The 18,535-nt window shown below is 50.7% G+C and carries 14 protein-coding genes and 2 pseudogenes; 7 read left to right on the forward strand and 9 right to left on the reverse strand.

Annotation, left to right across the window (positions count from 1 at the left end; translation table 11 throughout):
* Positions 1 to 967, forward strand: a 967-nt coding sequence (locus IGR76_06320) for a DUF3084 domain-containing protein (GenBank protein ID MBF2078132.1), incomplete at its 5' end; no start/stop codon positions are given.
* Positions 968 to 1,143: 176 nt separating this feature from the next.
* On the forward strand, positions 1,144 to 2,016 hold the full coding sequence (locus IGR76_06325) for a 6-carboxytetrahydropterin synthase (GenBank protein ID MBF2078133.1): 873 nt from the start codon (positions 1,144 to 1,146) through the stop codon (positions 2,014 to 2,016).
* A 21-nt stretch (positions 2,017 to 2,037) separates the two neighbouring features.
* On the opposite strand, the gene IGR76_06330 is transcribed toward IGR76_06325, so the two are convergent.
* From IGR76_06330 to IGR76_06340, 3 genes are read right to left on the reverse strand one after another with little or no spacing between them, the layout of a single operon-like run.
* Positions 2,038 to 2,784 (reverse strand): NUDIX hydrolase, encoded by a 747-nt coding sequence (locus IGR76_06330; GenBank protein MBF2078134.1) that lies wholly within the window; start codon positions 2,782 to 2,784, stop codon positions 2,038 to 2,040.
* Positions 2,754 to 3,344, reverse strand: coding sequence for a nicotinate-nucleotide adenylyltransferase (locus IGR76_06335; protein MBF2078135.1), 591 nt, complete (start codon positions 3,342 to 3,344; stop codon positions 2,754 to 2,756). Before IGR76_06335 ends, IGR76_06330 begins: the two co-directional genes overlap by 31 nt.
* 9 nt (positions 3,345 to 3,353) lie before the next feature.
* Positions 3,354 to 4,739, reverse strand: a complete 1,386-nt coding sequence (locus tag IGR76_06340) for a nicotinate phosphoribosyltransferase (GenBank protein ID MBF2078136.1) — start codon at positions 4,737 to 4,739, stop codon at positions 3,354 to 3,356.
* A 629-nt stretch (positions 4,740 to 5,368) separates the two neighbouring features.
* Between IGR76_06340 and ligA the strand changes: the two are divergent.
* The 4 genes and pseudogenes from ligA (at position 5,369) to IGR76_06360 (ending at position 10,255) form a co-directional block, all read left to right on the forward strand.
* Positions 5,369 to 7,486 (forward strand): annotated as a pseudogene (gene ligA, locus IGR76_06345) (NAD-dependent DNA ligase LigA).
* 227 nt (positions 7,487 to 7,713) lie between these two features.
* The gene (locus IGR76_06350) at positions 7,714 to 8,019 is read left to right on the forward strand and encodes a type II toxin-antitoxin system HigB family toxin (protein MBF2078137.1); all 306 of its coding nucleotides are present in this window, start codon (positions 7,714 to 7,716) and stop codon (positions 8,017 to 8,019) included.
* Between the two features lie 38 nt (positions 8,020 to 8,057).
* Positions 8,058 to 8,489: a helix-turn-helix domain-containing protein gene (locus tag IGR76_06355; protein ID MBF2078138.1), complete on the forward strand. Its 432-nt coding sequence runs from the start codon at positions 8,058 to 8,060 to the stop codon at positions 8,487 to 8,489.
* A 65-nt stretch (positions 8,490 to 8,554) separates the two neighbouring features.
* The gene (locus tag IGR76_06360; GenBank protein MBF2078139.1) at positions 8,555 to 10,255 is read left to right on the forward strand and encodes an alpha/beta hydrolase; all 1,701 of its coding nucleotides are present in this window, start codon (positions 8,555 to 8,557) and stop codon (positions 10,253 to 10,255) included.
* 19 nt (positions 10,256 to 10,274) lie between these two features.
* Here the strand turns inward: IGR76_06360 and IGR76_06365 are convergent, their stop codons facing one another.
* Together IGR76_06365 and IGR76_06370 are read right to left on the reverse strand one after the other, a co-directional pair.
* Positions 10,275 to 11,057, reverse strand: coding sequence for a TIGR00297 family protein (locus IGR76_06365; GenBank protein MBF2078140.1), 783 nt, complete (start codon positions 11,055 to 11,057; stop codon positions 10,275 to 10,277).
* Positions 11,058 to 11,118: 61 nt separating this feature from the next.
* On the reverse strand, positions 11,119 to 11,589 hold the full coding sequence (locus IGR76_06370; GenBank protein ID MBF2078141.1) for an SRPBCC family protein: 471 nt from the start codon (positions 11,587 to 11,589) through the stop codon (positions 11,119 to 11,121).
* A 651-nt stretch (positions 11,590 to 12,240) separates the two neighbouring features.
* Between IGR76_06370 and IGR76_06375 the strand changes: the two genes are divergently transcribed.
* On the forward strand, positions 12,241 to 13,806 hold the full coding sequence (locus IGR76_06375) for a mechanosensitive ion channel (protein ID MBF2078142.1): 1,566 nt from the start codon (positions 12,241 to 12,243) through the stop codon (positions 13,804 to 13,806).
* A 51-nt stretch (positions 13,807 to 13,857) separates the two neighbouring features.
* Here the strand turns inward: IGR76_06375 and IGR76_06380 are convergent, their stop codons facing one another.
* The 4 genes and pseudogenes from IGR76_06380 to IGR76_06395 all read right to left on the reverse strand — a co-directional run bounded on the left by IGR76_06380 (position 13,858) and on the right by IGR76_06395 (position 18,228).
* Positions 13,858 to 15,381, reverse strand: coding sequence for a DUF697 domain-containing protein (locus IGR76_06380; GenBank protein ID MBF2078143.1), 1,524 nt, complete (start codon positions 15,379 to 15,381; stop codon positions 13,858 to 13,860).
* A 190-nt stretch (positions 15,382 to 15,571) separates the two neighbouring features.
* Positions 15,572 to 15,751, reverse strand: a complete 180-nt coding sequence (locus IGR76_06385) for a 30S ribosomal protein S21 (GenBank protein ID MBF2078144.1) — start codon at positions 15,749 to 15,751, stop codon at positions 15,572 to 15,574.
* A 125-nt stretch (positions 15,752 to 15,876) separates the two neighbouring features.
* Positions 15,877 to 16,980 (reverse strand): annotated as a pseudogene (locus IGR76_06390) (response regulator).
* 378 nt (positions 16,981 to 17,358) lie between these two features.
* The gene (locus tag IGR76_06395; protein MBF2078145.1) at positions 17,359 to 18,228 is read right to left on the reverse strand and encodes a carboxylating nicotinate-nucleotide diphosphorylase; all 870 of its coding nucleotides are present in this window, start codon (positions 18,226 to 18,228) and stop codon (positions 17,359 to 17,361) included.
* Positions 18,229 to 18,535 lie beyond the last annotated feature (307 nt).

Raw genomic sequence — 18,535 nt, forward strand, 5'->3', positions numbered from 1 at the left:
CCGGGCAGCCCAGGCGCAACTGACGACTGTGATGGCACAGGCTGGCCAGTTGCGATCGGAAATTCAGGCGTTGCAGGCTGAGCGACAGCGGGTACTTGAAGATCGCGATCGCCAAATTGCCGAACGCGACGCCCAAATTGCCGAGCGTGATGCTCAAATTGCCGAACGAGAAACTCAGTTGCGCGATTTGGAAGCCAAGCAGCAGCAGCTTCAGACTGAAATTGCCGAGTTAGAACGTGAGTTTCAAGGACTTCGGCAAGGCAATGTGGCCTTGTTCCGCAACCAATCCCTGGCTTCTGGTGTGGTGCGGGTGATTGAACCGAGTGCGGCTCCTGATGCCGTGAATGAACTTCTGCGACAAGCGAATCGTAATGCCTTTGAGGCGATCGTGCCCAATTCTGCTGTCAGCAACGTTCAAATTATCCAAATTACGAATGCTCAGGTTGAGCAACTGATCGCGCAAATTCAAGATGGTCAAGATTACGTTGTACGGATTTTGTCGGCTGGAAATTATGTGGTCGGAGAACCCTGTGCGTTAGCTGGAGAACCCTGTATTCAAGTGTTTGCAGCGGCAGCGCTCAATCAGAAAGTGTTTTCCAAAGATGAGGTATTGGCGACCATCTCAATTAACCCAAGTACGATTACCGATAATGAACTCCTCGATCGCTATAACTTCCTGATTTCAGCGGCTCAGTTCCGGGCGCGACAGTCGGGGGTTTTGGCGGAGTCCATCGAGATTGCGGACGGGCGCACGGAAACTGTGATTGATTTCTTTTCAGAGCTGCGGGAAGAAACTCAGCCGTTAGAGTTGCAGGCGATCGCCAAAGACGAAATTTATACGGCAGGCCCCTTAGAAATGGAATTGGCTGCTGTCCGCGATGGGCAGATTCTATTCAGCACGGCCACTGTTCGGGAAGGCACTTCACCCCAACTTCCCAACCGTCGAACGAACGATTTTGCACCTTGATTTTCCCAACAGACCGACCAGATTCAGTAGATCACAAACTTCGTTTGCTGAATTGTTTTTTGGTTTAGTGGTGGGCACGGCTCCGCCGCGCCCACCACTAAACTTTTCGATCGACTGAGATTCGTTTATGCTGAAGACAGACGGGTTCACAGAACTTAACAGGTATCTTCAGTTCTATGAAATGTATTATCAATCGTCGAGCGCAGTTCTCGGCTAGTCATCGCTATTGGCTACCAGAGTTCAGCGACGCGGAAAATAGAGAAAAATTCGGGTTGTGTGCCCAGGCTCCAGGACACGGACACAACTATGTGCTGTATGTGTCGATGGAGGGCGAGCTGGATGAGTACGGCATGGTGCTTAACCTGTCTGATGTGAAGCATGTGATCAAGCGGGAAGTGACGAGTCAGCTTGATTTTTCCTATCTCAACGAGGTGTGGGACGAGTTTCAACATACGTTGCCGACGACCGAAAACATTGCCCGCGTCATTTGGAATCGCCTTGCACCTCATTTGCCGCTGGTACGCATTCAGCTTTTTGAACATCCTGAACTTTGGGCCGACTACGAAGGAGATGATATGAACGCCTATCTCACAATCAGTACCCATTTCAGCGCTGCCCACCGCTTGGCGCTGCCCCACCTCACCCTAGAACAAAATTCTGAGATTTACGGGAAATGTGCGCGGGTGAACGGCCACGGTCATAACTATCACGTTGAGATTACCGTTAAAGGCGAAATTGATCCACGGACGGGGATGATTGCGGATCTGGGCGAAATTCAAAAAGCGATTGAGGATTACGTGGTGGAGCCACTAGACCACACCTTTTTGAATCGGGACATTGCCTATTTTGCCGAGGTGGTGCCTACGGCGGAGAATATCGCGGTGTATATTCGGGATGTGCTGAAGGAGCCGATTCGTCAAACGGGGGCTGCGTTGCACAAGGTGAAGCTGATTGAAAGTCCGAATAACTCCTGCGAAGTCTTTTGCTCCGAGTTGGAAGCGGCGATCGCTCCATCCCACAGCCAAGAACCTGCCCTTGCTAAGGCGTAGTTCGTTCCTAGGAATTGAACCCTAGACGAACACGAGCGGTTTATCCTTAAGGGGAGCAAAGGCCTCTGCATCAAAACGGTAGAGGCTGGCGGGTCGTCCGGCTCCCCGTGATACTTTCTCGCCTGTATCGCTTAGAATTCCCAATTTCAGTAACCGCGTTCGAAAATTGGAATAGTCCGTGAAGTTTTCGCCCAGCACGGTTGTATAAAGCTGAAACAGTTCATTCAGGGTGAAGGTGTCGGGTAAAACCTCGAAGGCGATGGGGCTATACTCCAGCTTGTTGCGAAGACGACGATAGCCGTACTCCAAAATTTGACTGTGATCAAACGCCAGAACCGGAAGATGTCCCAGCTCATACCAGGCGATATCGCTTCGTCCGTCTACGATTAGTTCGGCTTCAGCAAGGCGAACTAAGGCAAAGTAACTGACCGCTAGGTAGCGAACGCCAAAACTGTCGGCGGCTTCCCGTGGATCTCGATCGGGGCCGCCAAAGGTGTAGAGCTGTTCTAGATACACATTTTTAACTCGAATTTTTTCTGCCAGCACTCGGTAAGCGGCATCCTCCAGCGATTCTCCCTGGCGAACGAGGGTGCCTGGAAGACTCCACTTCCCGGCAAACGGCTCCTCTTGGCGCTGCACCAGCAAGACCAACAGGCGATGCTGTGTCGTATCGACCGAAAAGATGACGTTATCGACCCCCACCTTAAAATCTGCAAGGGGAAGCATGGGACTAGACCCTAGCTGTTTTCGTGGACTGTGTCCTGGCATGGGTATAGATGTTCTCGATGAATGTAAGCCTCGATCGGCGGTGGCACAATGTCTGGATTGTGATTGGTTCGGTAGGTGGTCGAGGAAACGGGTAAGCCCGTTAGATTGGCGATCGCCACGGTTGCGCCTAACTGCCGCAGTTTTTCCAACTGGGATTCGTCAATGGAATAACCCGGACGGGGAATGACTAGAAAACGAGTCAGTTGCACTAACTGTTCCACCTGATACCACCGGGGAAGCTGATCGATTAGATCGGAGCCGATCACTAATGTTAACTCAGCATCTGGCCAGCGTTCCCGCACCTTTTCGACCGTCACCAATGCCCGTGGACTGCTCAGATCTGGATAAACGCCAATGTTGTGGCGAGGGGGCTGGATGTCGCTAATCAGCAAGTGCAGCATGGCCGCCCGATGTTCCAGCGGAGTTTGGTGCTGCTTAAAGGGATTATCGGATGCCCATACCACGACAAAATCGTACTGATGGGACAGCCAGTGAATGATGGTTTGGTGGGCCGCAGTGGGTGGATCTGCACTGGTGCCGAAAAGAGCAATTTGGCGCATGGTGGGTAGCTATCCTGGGTTGCCGTTTTCAGCAGTATAGGACTGGCGGATTCGGGCTTGGGTTTGCTGGGTCATCGTTTGAAGAGCCTGGGAAAGGGTGGGTTCAATGCCGCTGGGGTGGTGGATGTCTCGCAGGGACGCTGGTAGTTGCAGAACCGATTGGCGAGATCGTTGGGCGATCGCCCCTAGGGATTCGGATGGCTGAAGGCGATCGCCCTGTTTCATCACCTGCTGGAGTAGGGGCGTTTCGTGGGCGGCTGCCGATTCGGTAAAGAGTCCGAGGCGATCGCCCCTCCACTGCCCAGATTCAACGTGCCGGAAAATTTGCTTACGACCGGGATAGGTGTTCTTCTGGGCTGAGGACTTCAACGTGGGAATGCCGTCAATGTCTACCAGTTTATACACGCCATTTACAGGGGAGCCAGTGACTAATTTCGTTCCCAAACCATAGCCGTCAATCGTTGCGCCTGCTGCCTTGAGCCGCACAATTTCAAATTCATCTAGATCGCCGCTGGCGAAAATCCGGGTGTTTGGGAGGCGCGATCGCACCGCTTGGGAGAGTTCGACTAGATCGCCAGAGTCTAACCGAATCCCTGTTACCTGCATGGTGCCCTGTGCCACTTGGGTGGCGAGCCGCGTGGCGGCGGCGACGGTGTCGTAGGTGTCAATGAGTAACGTTGCCCCCGGAAAGTAGCGGTGAAATGCGGCAAATGCCTCGTCCTCGGTTCCTTCTAGGGCCGATATCGCCATCACCAGGGAGTGCGCCATCGTGCCCGATGGTTTTTGTCCCAGGTGGAGAGCGGCAAGCACGTTAGACGTGGCGTTTAACCCTCCGGCGATCGCCGCTCTGGCTGCCCACAGCGCACCCTGGGGACTAAATGCCCGCCGCGTACCAAATTCGAGCAATAGGGCTTCTTCTCCGGCTACATCCCGCAGTCGGGCGGCGCGGGTGGCAATCAGGGTTTGGTAGTTAATCGTATTCAGCAGGAAGGTTTCGACGATTTGGGCTTGCCACAGGGGAGCTTCGACGCGCAGTAGGGGTTCGTTGGCAAAGGCAACGGTTCCTTCGGGCAGTGCCCACACATCCCCGGTAAATCGCAGATTCGCCAACTGATCCCAGAAGAGGTCGGGGGCATGGTCAAAAATGCCTGTTTGTCTCAGTGCATCGATGTGGTCGGAGGTGAATTGCAGTTCTGTCAGATAATCCAGTGCTTGTTCGAGTCCTGCGGCAATGAGATAGCCGAAGTGTTCGGGTAAACGTCGCACGAATAGTTCAAAGCTAGCAGGGCGATCGCTCAACCCTTCGCCCATGTAGCAGGCGGCCATCGTGAGTTGGTACAGATCGGTCAACAAACTGTAATCGACAGCGTTGGGAGTGAGGGATGAAAAGGTCATGGCAACGCTAAAAAAGGGATTGAATTAATTATAGTAGTTTTTACCATAATTGTGTCAAGCGCTGCCGGGGGTGGCACAGAACTTGAAAAGTTACGCCGAGAGACTAAAAGTATTGGGCATGTATGCTCTGGGCGATCGTGGATGGAAAACCGACAAAAGGCATCCTGGAACGCTTCCTAATCCCAACGTTCCAGGATATTACAACTACTTCTACTCGCTTTTTCTCTGCTGGTAACTTGCCAAGTCCTGTACAACTGGTCTTAGCCTTGACCATGGAAGGAAGGCTATCCGACAGTCCTCCTTCACATCGAATACCCTTTTCTACTTGGGCTTACAAAGCGTGGACTCAGCGCAGGACTTCCCAAAAGGCTTATCGAAAATGCTAGACCCTGTAACAGTTCTACCTTTATTCCATCCCGTTAGGGTCGTACCAGAGAGGTTGAAGGTAGTCAAAAGAATCTGGTATAGCCCGTAAGCAGGGGCAGAGGATAGTCTCCTGCCCAAACAGCGACTAAACAAATGACAGAGCAGTATTCACCTCAAAGTTCGCTACACTAACCTCTGGATTACTCACACCCTCATCCTGAACTGCCGTGACTGCTCCTTCAACTGCCACCGATCGCGCCACCGAACTCCGACGCCTCCTCCAAAGCGCCAGCTATGCCTACTATGTGCTGGACGATCCGATCATGGAGGACACCGTTTACGATCGCCTCTATCGGGAACTGCTGGACTTAGAAACGCAGTATCCAGCGTTGATTACCCCCGATAGCCCGACACAGCGGGTCGGTGAGCGTCCCGCCGACCAATTTTTCTCGGTGCGGCACAATATTCCGCTCTACAGCTTGGATAATGCCTTTGACCTCGAAGAGTTTGCGACTTGGCAGGACAAATGGCGGCGGCTCGTGCCGGACGTGAAGACTTTTGAGTATGTGTGCGAACTGAAGATTGACGGATCGGCGATCGCCCTCACCTACGAAGATGGAGTGCTGGTGCGGGGGGTGACGCGCGGTGATGGCACCGCAGGAGAAGACATTACCCAAAATCTGAAAACCATTCGCACGATTCCCCTACGCTTGAATCTGCAAAATCCACCGCCGCTGGTGGAGGTGCGGGGGGAGGCATTTTTGCCGCTGGACAGTTTTAACCAGATTAATCAAGAACGGGAACAGGCGGGTGATCCTCTGTTTGCCAATCCCCGAAATGCCGCTGCCGGAACGCTACGCCAACTGGATTCCCGCGTAGTGGCGCAGCGTAAACTCGACTTTTTCGCCTATACCTTGCATCTGCGATCGCACGCACCCGGACGAGAGCCTGAGCGATTGGAGGAACAAGTGGCCTCTGATGCGGAACAGTTGAGCATTATGGATTTTAGTCCGCTAGAAGAGAGCGATCGCCCTGTAACGTCCTCCCCTGCTCATCCCGTACCGACCCACCAATGGGACGCCCTAGAACTGCTGCGCGAGATGGGATTTCGGGTGAATCCAAATCGGCAAATTTGTCGATCCCTGGCGGAAGTGGCAGAGTACTACAACCGCTGGGCGACGGGACGATTAGATCTGCCCTATATGACCGATGGGGTGGTGGTAAAGCTGAATGATTTTAGTCTTCAGGAAACCCTTGGATTTACCCAAAAATCGCCACGATGGGCGATCGCCCTTAAGTATCCTGCCGAAGAAGTACCCACCCGCTTAGAAACGGTGACGGTGCAGGTTGGGCGTACCGGAGCGCTGACCCCTGTAGCCGAACTCACCCCGGTTCAACTCGCCGGAACCACGGTATCGCGGGCGACGCTCCACAACAGCGATCGCATTGCCGAATTGGATTTGCACTTGGGCGATACGGTGATTGTTCGCAAGGCGGGGGAAATTATTCCCGAAGTGGTGCGGGTTCAGCGGGAACTGCGCCCCAAGGATGCCATCCCCTACCGGATGCCCAATCACTGCCCAGAATGCGGTCACCCCGTAGTGCGACCAGAAGGAGAGTCGGTGACGCGCTGCATCAATGCCTCCTGTCCGGCGATTGTTCGGGGTGCGCTGATTCACTGGGCCAGTCGCGCGGCGATGGACATTAATGGTCTGGGGGAAAAGTGGGTCACCCAGTTTGTGGATCAGGGTTTGGTGAGTACGGTGGCGGATTTGTACGATCTGACGGTTGAGCAGCTCACCGCCCTGGATCGGATGGGTACGAAGTCGGCGCAGAATCTGGTGGAGGCGATCGCCCAATCGAAGCAACAGCCGTGGTCACGAGTGCTCTATGGCTTGGGAATCCGCCATGTGGGTAGCGTTAATGCCCAGGTTCTAACGGAAGCCTTTCCGTCAGTGGATGCCCTAGCGACAGCAGAACTAGAGGCGATCGCCAGTGTGTACGGCATTGGTGCAGAAATCGCGCAGTCCGTTTACGATTGGTTCCGAGTTCCTGCAAATCGGGCGTTGATTGACCGTTTGCAAGGGGTAGGACTTCAGTTCTCAATTCCTGAAGAGGCGCGATCGCTGTCGAATCAATCCACAACCTTGAGTGGCCTTACGTTTGTGATTACGGGAACCCTGCCGACTCTAAAGCGGGATGAGGCAAAGGCAATGATTCAACAGGCGGGCGGAAAGGTTACTGATTCAGTGAGTAAGAAGACGAGTTACGTGGTGGTGGGTGAAAATGCGGGATCGAAGCAGGCTAAAGCTGAAAAACTCGGAATTCCGCAACTGGGCGAAGACGACCTCCTGAAGATGCTAGCATCGTCTGAAGACTAAGGTTAGCTGTCGGCCTTTCTTGATGATTCCGACTATCATCATGTTCGAAGGCAGAAACCGTTGATAACCTCGTTGCTGCTATCTTCGCAATTTGCTAAAATTTTGAAAATACAATTCAATCACTTGACTGAATGTTTAAGAATAACCAAGTGGTCGTTTAAGCATAAGAAAGATAGTAACCAAGTCGTTATAGGAGATCGATTATGACTTTTTTTGTTTGAATGCCCATGCATGTTATTACTCGTTCTCGTCTTGTCGAGTTTTGGGAAAAGCACCCAGAATCCCAAACAAATTTGCGTCTTTGGTATAAATTAACAGTCACTGCCAAATGGCAAAACTTCGCAGAGCTACGTGAGATTTCCTCTTCTGCAGATCAAGTTGAAAAATTTACAGTATTTAATGTTGGTGGCAATAAATATCGTCTGATTGCTTTTGTTGATTACACATATCAAAAGGTTTTTATCTGTCATGTTCTCACCCATGCAGAGTATGACAAGAATGAGTGGAAGAAAGATGATTGGTATAAAAGATGAAGGATTAGTATATCGCTGTCAATAATGAACGCAAGAATATGTTTACAGCTAACTCTAGTAATTACATTGACCTTTTGAAAAGGTTTCCGCCTCGTCCAATTAAATCAGAAGGCGAGTTGTTTGAAGTTCAGCAAGTTGTTGATAGTTTGCTTGATTCTCCTGATCTCACACAGGATCAAAGAGATTACATTAATGTATTAGGTATGCTTATCCACGAATATGAAGAACAGCATGTATCTATTCCAGATTTGTATGGTGTTGAGTTGCTGAAGGCATTAATTGATGAACTGGGGCTTAAACAAAAAGATTTAGTTCCCATTTTCAAGACTGAATCTATTATTTCTGCAGTTCTGAATGGGCAACGCAAATTCACTGTGGAGCACATCGAAAGATTAGCTGCCTTTTTCAAAATTTCACCCTCTGCTTTCTTTAGGGGAAAGAATTGGGCAACTACCGACCAAGACCGTTAGTGGTTTCGTGACTGCTGTTGTCCTCATTCCGTCTTGACTCCATCATGAATACTTCGACCCAATCGATGCAACGACCTGAGCACCCGAAACGGCGATCGCCTGCTTGGATGCTGCGATTTGGAATTCAAGGATTGATCGGTCTAGGTGGGTTGCTGGCCTGGACTGTTCCCACCCACGCTGCCGAGAGCATTATCCTCTCCTATGGATCATTGCAACGGTCAATTTCCGTTGAATCCTTGGAGCACTACGCCGAAACTAGAGATGCGCCTGCGGATCTCAAGCCCTACCTCCAGCGATTTGATGAGCAGCAAAAAGAACAGTTGCGGAACCTGCTGCAAACTCAGGCTGATTTAGACCATGTGGCGATCGCCCAATTTCTCTACACGCGCCAGGGCGAAATTTTACTGCAACAGTTGGGAGATGTGATCCAGACGGAATCGTATCAGCCGGGATTTTTGGCTCTGCGGGGAGCCATGATCTTGGCAGCGGATTCGGATGAAGGCTTGAGTCTACTCAGTATTGTCAAGAAATTTCCGACCGACCAACTCCGGATTGATCTACGCGAAACGCTGGATCTAATGGACGATTTAGATCAGCTCATTACGCAAACGGCGAAAGCCTCAAAAGCGATTCAGCAACAGGCGGAGGCAGAGCGGGCAACGGAAGGCACTCCCGATTTGTCTGCTCTCCCAGATTGGCGATCGTCGGGTCCCTTTTCATCGGTGGTAGAAACCTTTGTTATGACCGATGAGGCGCGCGATCGCACCCTGCCTGTCGATCTGTACTTACCAACCCCGGCTGGCAATCGCGCTGCGGCTTCTGCCGACAATCAACGTCTTCCGGTGATCGTAATCTCCCACGGGCTGGGTTCTGATCGCACAAGCTATGCTTACCTCGCCCGTCATTTGGCATCCTACGGATTTGCAGTACTCGTTCCTGAGCATCCTGGCAGCAATTCAGAGCAAATTCAGGCCTTGATTGAAGGCCGAGTCAATCAGATGACCGATCCCCAAGAATTTGTCGATCGCCCCTTGGATATTAAGTTTGTCCTGAATCAGATGGAACAGATGGAGGCGTCGGATCCTCAACTGCATCTCGACCTCAATAATGTGGGCGTTATTGGACAATCGTTGGGGGGCTATACCGCGTTAGTTTTGGCGGGAGCCACGGTTGATTTCCGTCAGCTCATGGCTGATTGCATCCCGACGAGTCCCTCGTTCAATCTTTCGTTACTCCTGCAATGCCGAGTGTTAGATACGGCCTATCCCGTTAGTGGCCTACAGGATGATCGCATCAAAGCCGCGATCGCCATTAATCCGATTGGCAGTAGCATTCTAGGGCAACCCGGATTTGCGAGTATCCAGCGTCCGGTCATGATTGTCACCAGCACCGCCGATACGATCGCGCCTGCCCTGATTGAACAAATCGAGCCGTTTACCTGGTTGAGAACTCCCGATCGCTACTTGCTGGCCTTGCAGGGCGCAACCCATTTCTCCACCATTGGTGCCGTTGAGAATGAAATTCCGCTGCCAGAGGCGTTGGTTGGCTCCGATCCGGCGATCGCCCAGCGCTACATGAAAGCCATGAGTACGCCGTTTTTCAAGACCTATTTATCCGACTTTGCCAAATACTCGCCATCCTTACAGGCTGCCTACGCAGACCAAATTAGCCAACCTGCGTTGCCTGTGCATCTTATAAAATCCCTCGATGGGGAGCAACTTTCCCGTGCCATTAGTAGCGATGCTGATGGTGCTGCGGGCGGGTAATGCCTCGAATACGGCAAACCTAAATCAACGTATTCCAAAGCACCGCGAGGGCGATCGCTACCCCTGCCCCAATGAACGTATTGATTACGTTCACCAACTCATTCGAGAGCCAATCAAACCGATCCTGTAGGGTTGCTCCGATCACACTCTCTGCGTTCGTCGCCACAAAAGCGGCAATCACACACAGCACCGCGCCTCCAAAATCGATCAACTGGATAGCCCAGCCTAAGAGGGCGATCGCCACCGACGCAACGATCCCCGCCAACGTGCCTTCTAAACTAACTGCGCCTTCCGTGCCACGGGGAACGGGTTTCAGCGTTGTAATCAAAAATGTGCGTTTACCAAAGGCTTTGCCGACTTCGCTAGCCGTCGTGTCGGAAAGCTTAGTGGCGAAACTAGCAACATATCCCAACAACAGATAAGCAATCCACGGATGGTCGATATTCGGATTCATGAGCCTGAGGATCACCACGCCTAGAGCGCAGAGGGTGGCAACCAGGGCTGATCCCCATACGTTTTCGGGGCCTCTCGCACCGGAACGTTTCTCAGCAATGCCAGCGGCTTCTTTCTCCGCTATACCGATGCGGGTCACGGTAGACCCCACCAGGAAATACACCATCACAATGACATAGCCCCGCCAGCCCAGCGATCTCCAAATCAGAACGCCTAAAATCCAGGCGTGAACGTATCCTGCCGGAGTCAGCAATTTTTTGGGTAGCACCCAGGCCAATCCCAACAGCACTGAATTCAGTAGTATCGCTATACTCCACGGATTGGCGATCGCTTCCATCTCTAGATCCATCACAAATTAACGCTGCGGTGTCTTCTCTATTTCACCATACGGGGCATCAACCCCAGTGTCTTTAGCTATCCTTTGGAGCAGTTTCTAGGGACTCTGCCACTGTTTTTAACCGTTGAAGTTGAGCCTGCATATCGCGGCGTGTCCAGGGCGCGGCAAAGGTGTTGAACCCAAATTTGATGATGGGGTTGGGAATATCGAACTCAAAGCGGTTCAATAGTTGCGTAGTCTGAGCATCAAGGGTTTGGCACTCCCAGCGATCGCGCCCTGTAAAAAAGCCTTCGAATGCCCAAACGACCAAACCGGGCGATCGCTCAATGACCGTACTGTACAGCGTGGGTTGAATTCCTAGAATTTGAATCACAAATCGGCTTCTGCCACCAACGTCGGTAGACCATTCACCCACAGGTTCGCAGCGTAAGACCGGATTTAACCACCGATGCATTAGCCCCAAATCTGTAAAACAGCGTTCAACGTTTGGACTGCCCGCATTTATTAAGATATGTTGCTCAATTTTCTGGGAATATACCGTCATTTTTACTTTTATTTTTCAGATGGGTAGATAAAAACCGTAGGTTCACGGTATAAAGTACCCGTATCGCTTAGATAACTCAGCCTCAAAATTCATTAATGGAGTGGCTGCGTTGCGATTCAAGGTAGGCAAGCATACAGAGGACGCTCTGATTAGAATGCGATGCTGATTCCTGTGGATCAGGGGTAGCAGTAGTTACTTCTACTCCTAGCCAACTCTCTGCCTCCAGAGGGTTGTGAAGCCAGCAGCGATGCTTAAGTATGAATGCATTAACGCTTCATACTGTACAGCGGGTTGTGGTGTTTGGCAGTTGCAGCAGATATCAAGGTTAGAGGCATGTTCGACCTGATGACACGGTGCGGAACTGTTTTCACATTGAATCTGTTTGGGATTGTCATGGTGCTTTGGCAATGACGCTCAAGCTGAAGCAACTTTTACTAATTAACGTACCCCTTTTCTCGGATGTACGGATGAAATGCCGACTTGCCCGGTCTCCGTCCTTGAAACGGGTGGATTGTTCCTTGGGATGTAATTTCAGGCAATGGTCTGCTTCTCCTGATGTCCCTTAATGCAGGAGCATCTCCATCGCGGAAGGCTTGAGTTGGGTCGGTGGTTGATTAATTTTGTGTACCCCCGAAGAGTTTGAAATGCCCCATGGACTCATTTATTACAAACATTAGCGCCCAGTTGGGAAGTTTTCTGCCTAGCCTTGTGGGCGGAATTCTAATCCTAATTGCGGGTTGGATTGTGGCTGCAATTGTGGCTACTGTCGTTAAGAACCTGCTCCTCCGCATTGATGCGGATAATCGTTTGGCGGAATACGTTCTAGGCTCTTCTGCGGCGGAAAGTAAGCCTCCCATCGAAAAATGGATTTCCGCCATTGTGTTCTGGATCATCATGATCTTTGCGATTGTGGCGTTTCTGAATGCATTGCGCTTGGAGGTTGTATCTGAACCGCTGAATGAGTTCCTTCAGCAAATCTTCAGCTACTTACCACGTTTAGGTAGTGCAGCCGTCTTAATCCTGGTGGCCTGGATACTGGCAACGGTTGTAAAAATCGTTGTGACCCGTGGCCTAGATCGTTTTGGGCTAGATGAAAAGTTAAGTGCCGCTCCTGAAGGCGAAACAACTGAAAGTCCCTTTTTGCTCAGTGAAACCCTGGGCAATGTTCTGTACTGGTTTGTTTTTCTATTTTTCCTGCCGCTGATCTTAGATGTCTTGCAGTTGCAGGGGCCTCTCCAGCCCGTACAGACCTTACTGAACGATTTTCTCGCTATCCTGCCTCGGATCGTTAGCGCACTGGCCATTGCAGTGGCGGGTTGGTTTGTGGCACGGGTTGTTCGTGGCATCGTGACCAATCTGCTGGCGGCGGCGGGGGCGGATCAGCTTGGAACGCGTGTCGGAATTGCGCGATCGCAAGGTTCACTGTCGCTCTCAAACTTAACTGGAACCGTTGTATACGTTCTGATTCTGATCCCAACGGCGATCGCCGCTTTGCAGGCGCTAGGCATCAGCTCGATTACGGTTCCCGCCGTAGCGATGCTGAATGACATGATGGCTGTGTTGCCTCGGATCTTTACAGCCGCTGTCTTGTTGTTAGTGTTCTATGTCATTGGCCGTTTCCTGGCGGACTTGGTGACGGATATCCTGACGGGTGTTGGGTTTAACAACGTGTTTCAGTGGCTAGGGTTGCCTGTGCAGACCACGACAACTCCTCCTAGCACTCTAGAGTCTCCGAGCGCAGGTGAGCCTACCGTTCTTCAGCCGTCTCCCCGCCGAACTCCGTCTGAGGTCGTTGGGATTTTGGTGCTTGTGGGCATCATGCTCTTTGCATCTGTAGCCGCTGCTGAGGTTCTGAGATTCAATCAACTGACGGATATCGTAAATGGAATTCTGGCTGTTTCTGCCCAGGTTTTGGTCGGTGTCGTCATTTTTGGTGTCGGCCTTTACCTGGCCAATTTAGCGTTTAGCTTGATCGCTGGCTCGGGTGGTCGCCAAGCGCAGATTCTGGCTCAAGCAGCCCGCATTGCAATCATCATCTTTGTGGGTGCAATGGCCTTGCAACAGATGGGGATTGCGACCAATATTGTGTCTCTGGCGTTTGGTTTACTCCTCGGTGCTGTTGCAGTCGCGATCGCCATTGCCTTTGGCTTGGGTGGTCGTGATGTGGCTGCCGAGCAGCTTCGTGAGTGGTTATCGTCTTTTAAGGGCGATCGCTAACGATCCAATTTTCAGTGATCCTATACCCTTCTTAGGGTTAAACCCTAGGCTCTACAACAGCTCGCATTGCGAGCTGTTTTTTATGGGATGTCCATAGTGGGATTCGTAGAGATAGGGGGGAGTAGACCGTCCAATCTTCGCCTCTAACTCTGCACGAATCCGATTTAGAACGGAATCTTCGTCCAGAGACGACAAAATTTGCTGTATGACGGCTTTAGGGCCTTCGGTGCCCCAGGTTGCTCCATTTGCAAGATACACCTTGGCGACTTGACCAATGCCGTAAGTTGACAGACCTGCAACTCCTGCTTGGGCTAAGGCAACAGGTACATACGGAGCAAGCGATAGGCCGCCAGTAAAGGGTGCGGTGGCTCCCATCACGCCTTTAAGGGAGCTAAGCCCAGCGGCTGCCAGCAGTTCAGTGGCCGTCACTCCCCCCATCCCTATCATAATCTTCTTGAGGAGTCCTAACGCACCTTGTTGAGTCATCGGTAATCCGTATAGCTTGGATAGAGCGACAATCAAAGTCATGTCAATGACGGCTCCACCAACCATATCCAGCACCATCACGGGATTGAGGGCGATCGCAATGGCCTCGGTTAACGTAGCGCTCCAAATAATATCGTCTGCGGCGCGATCGCGAATGGCTAACTTCCGCTGCACAATCTGTTCGTTCACATTATCGGCATAGAGGAGAGTGTTTAAGGCAACCAGCGCTTTCCCGTCTTGCTGAAGCAGCTCTAAAATTTTCAGTTTCAAGGTGCTGACATCTGGCTGACCCCGTTCCATAGACACCTGGAGGTGACCCTCGGCATCCCGCACCGCCTTCCGAACCAAGGGAGCGGCTGCCGTCATCACAATCTCATCCTCTGAAATGAGCGATCGCAATCGTTCATCCCGCAGTTTTTGATAAATAACATCCCGGTCAACCTGAGAATATTGATCAACCTTATTCAACACAATCAGGATGGGTTTGCTCGCCTGCCGTAGAGTCAAGAGCGCCTCATATTCAATCCGGGTAATGTCTCCTGCGATGACAAACAGGATTAAATCTGCCTGCTGAGCAACTTGTTTTGCGAGCTGTTCCCGGCGCTGCCCATCGACTTCATCAATTCCAGGGGTGTCAATCAGCTCAATCTTGGAATCGCCGATGCTATTGAGTGCTACTCGGATCAGCGGTGAGTCGTCGGGGGCGATCGCCTCTTCAGAAATAACCCAGTCCGCATTTTGGATTTGACGAGTCACACCGTGAGTTGGCCCAGTCTCAAACAACTCTTGCCCCAAAAGCGCATTGAGTAGCGAGGATTTGCCTCGACCAACCATGCCAAAAACGGCAATCTGGATCACCATGCGATCGAGCTTGTCTAGCATCGTTTGCAGCCCTTGCATAGCTGTTTCAATGTCGCCTCGCTCGCGGGGAGACAAACTTAAGTTGTTTACAAGGGTACTTAATGCCGCCTGAGCACTCTGATAATTGATCTCTGCCTGCATCTGCTCAATGCTTTCGATGACATCATCCAAAGCATGATCAAGATTATCGGATTGAGAATCCTCTAAAAAGTTAGGATTACTAGCCATGAGCCTGTCCTAGGTCACGATGCTCGAATAACAAAAAGTGCCCTGAGACACGAGGCTACAGGACACTTTTATGCTACTAAACCATATCCTTAAATCAGGCAAATTGAGAAACAATCTCTCAAAAAAGCCCAGATTATTGAAGTAACGAGAGGGGAATCCAACTCTAGCACCTCCCAGTACCGAGAGACCCTTAGCGAAAACGACGCTTACGACGTGCCATGATAGCCTTGCGCTTACGCTTCTCTAGCGGAGTTTCAAAATGGCGATGGCTTTTCACATCCGCTAAAATTCCAGCCTTAGAAACTTGACGCTTAAACCGACGTAACGCTGATTCAATTCCTTCGTTTTCTCCGAGGACCACTTGGGTCATGCTTTATCACTCCTTGAAATGCGAATAATGCAACAATGGTATGTTTAGACTATCCGATTGCACAGCAATATATCATCTGCCTCTGGACAGCTTCCGATCCATACTACCATAACCGCGATGTCTGCTCACTTAGTGAACATATTGTTCTGCGCTGAACTCTGCAATAGGGAAGCGCTATGAGAAGCAGAGCCGCCTAGCTCCGTTGCCCGAATGAAATCCGAAAATCTCTGCATCAGTTCTGGATTTCGCCATCCCTTCTCAACCTCAAGACCCATCAACGCTAAAGACTCCTCTGGAGTGAAGGCCGCCTTATAAGGGCGTTCACTCGTTAAGGCATCGTAAATGTCGATGAGTTGAAAAACTTGAGCCAGATAAGGAATGCGATCGCCCGTTAAGTTGTCTGGATATCCACTGCCGTCCCAGCGCTCATGATGATGCCGAATAATCGGTACAACTCCTTTCATCGTTCGCAATGGCTGGCAAATTTTTTCCCCAATAAGGACGTGCTGACGCATAATGTCCCACTCATTGGGGTGAAGTTGCCCTGTCTTCAGCAGAATGGAATCTGGGATGCCTATCTTCCCAATGTCGTGCTAATATCCTCCCCACATGAGATCGCGCACCTTACTCCGGGTTAAGCCCAAAAACTCGCCAAAGGCTTTTCCTCGAATCACAAGACGCTCACAGTGATTCCCGGTGTTAGGGTCGCGGCTTTCCACAGCGCGTGCCATCGAAAATAGAACTTGCCCTGCATGATCAAGATCTTCGTTAAGACGTTTTTGACGAATCAGTGATTTAACCCGTGCCGAAAGCTCAAGCTGGTCAAATGGTTTTGTTAGAAAACCATCTCCACCAGCTTCAATACCACGCAATCGCGCCCGTCGATCATCAAGAGCTGTGATGAAGATAATGGGAATTAAGCGAGTATGCTCGTCTTGCTTGAGCCATCGGCATACCTCAAATCCATCCAGGTCTGGCATCATGACATCCAGCAAAATTAGATCTGGAGCAGACTTGACAATGCAATCCAACGCCATTTGCCCACTGCTAGCTTCAGTGACCGCGTATCCTTCCACCGATAAAAACGCAACTGCCGTCATGCGACTAGGTGTATGGTCATCAACGACCAAAACTTTTGGCTGATCTGGATCAGAACCTAGAGCCAAGTATGCTGGTTGCTTGGCGTTACGTGCATATGAGTCTTGGGGGGTACTGTCCCATATCAACATGGCACTAATCTATACTGACTCGGATATATAGGGAGACCGCGTGGAAACAATTACTTTGTTCGTCAGGAGGTGAATATCTGCTCTGAAAACGACTCACGAAAATTTAGGTGAGCTTTTAGGAAAACAAACTTTGGCTTCTAAAGATGGGCTTTGTCTATTTTTTCTGCCTACCTCTTCAGTATCTTCATAAATGATGGGAAGACAATCAGGTTTTTCACGGAGATTCTGTTAACGGCAACAGCTAGTCTAAACGAACTCATCGTACATGTGACGTGTTCGTGGTAGAGGGTTTCAGCGTCAGAGCTACCGTTACCTTTTCAGAGATCTAGCTGTGCATACACTGTTCATAGGAAACGTAATCCTATCCAGGGGCGGAATCTAACGAAGTTTCATACTTAAGTCTAGCCAGCTTGATCGTGTAATAGGGGCACTCGTTGAAATAAAATCCACGCCTGTCTCTGCTACAGATCGGATGGTCTCTAAGGTAATATTGCCAGAAGCTTCTACTTTGAGTGTTGGACGCAAACGCCGAATTCGATGAATGGCTTCACGCATTGTCTCGATAGGCATGTTATCGAGCATGATGATGTCAACCTCATCCTGGCTTAGAACCTCCTCAACCTGTTCAAGATTTTCAGTCTCCACCTCAATTGTCAATGGATACGGAATCTGGCTGCGGGTTTGCTTTACAGCTTCCCTAATGTTCCCAACAGCAACAATATGGTTATCTTTCAGCATGACTCCGTCATCTAATCCCATGCGGTGATTAATTGCTCCACCTACCCGCGATGCATATTTTTCAAAAATACGGAGCCCAGGTGTGGTTTTACGGGTGTCTACCAGTTTTGTTGGCAGATCTGCGATCGCCGCTACGTAGCTATAGGTCGCTGTTGCAATTCCACTAAGGCGCATGGCCAAATTAAGCGCCACCCGCTCCCCTGTTAACAAAGCATCGAGACTACCTGTAATCTGTGCGATAACTTGTCCTCGTTCACACCACTGCCCTTCCGTCACAGTTACGGTATACGAGGCGAATGGATCAAGAATCGGGAATACTCTCAAAGCAATGGGTAAACCAGCAATAATGCCAGCTTCTTTGACAATCCACTCAGCTTGCTGTGGCTTATCCCCGGGTGCAAGAATGCTTTGAGTTGCGCGATCGCCCCGTCCGATATCCTCTATTAACCACTCTCGCAAGCTCTGATCGGTGATTAAGGTTGGTGGCAACACCGCAGTAGCCCTGCTCATAACTCTAAACGGCCTCTGTTAAAAACTCCTGTACAAAGTTCTATCAGTACGCCGCCTCAATGAACAGAAATTTATCGTCTCGGAGCAGGGAGATTATTGAATGACGTTGGAGAGGTAATCTTTCGATATTTGATCAACCCGAATTCAGAAGATATAGGAGGTGAGCAACCTAAGCTCCTTAACCGGTAGGCTTTTCGAGAGTCAGCAAACTTTTTTCAAAAAATCTTGTTGACAATTGTTGAGGGGAGTAGTTATATTGATAAAGCGGTCGAGAGCGAGCAACGCTGAAGCGAAGTGAGCTACACCG

Source organism: Synechococcales cyanobacterium T60_A2020_003 (assembly GCA_015272205.1).
In the GTDB taxonomy this organism is placed as follows: domain Bacteria; phylum Cyanobacteriota; class Cyanobacteriia; order RECH01; family RECH01; genus JACYMB01.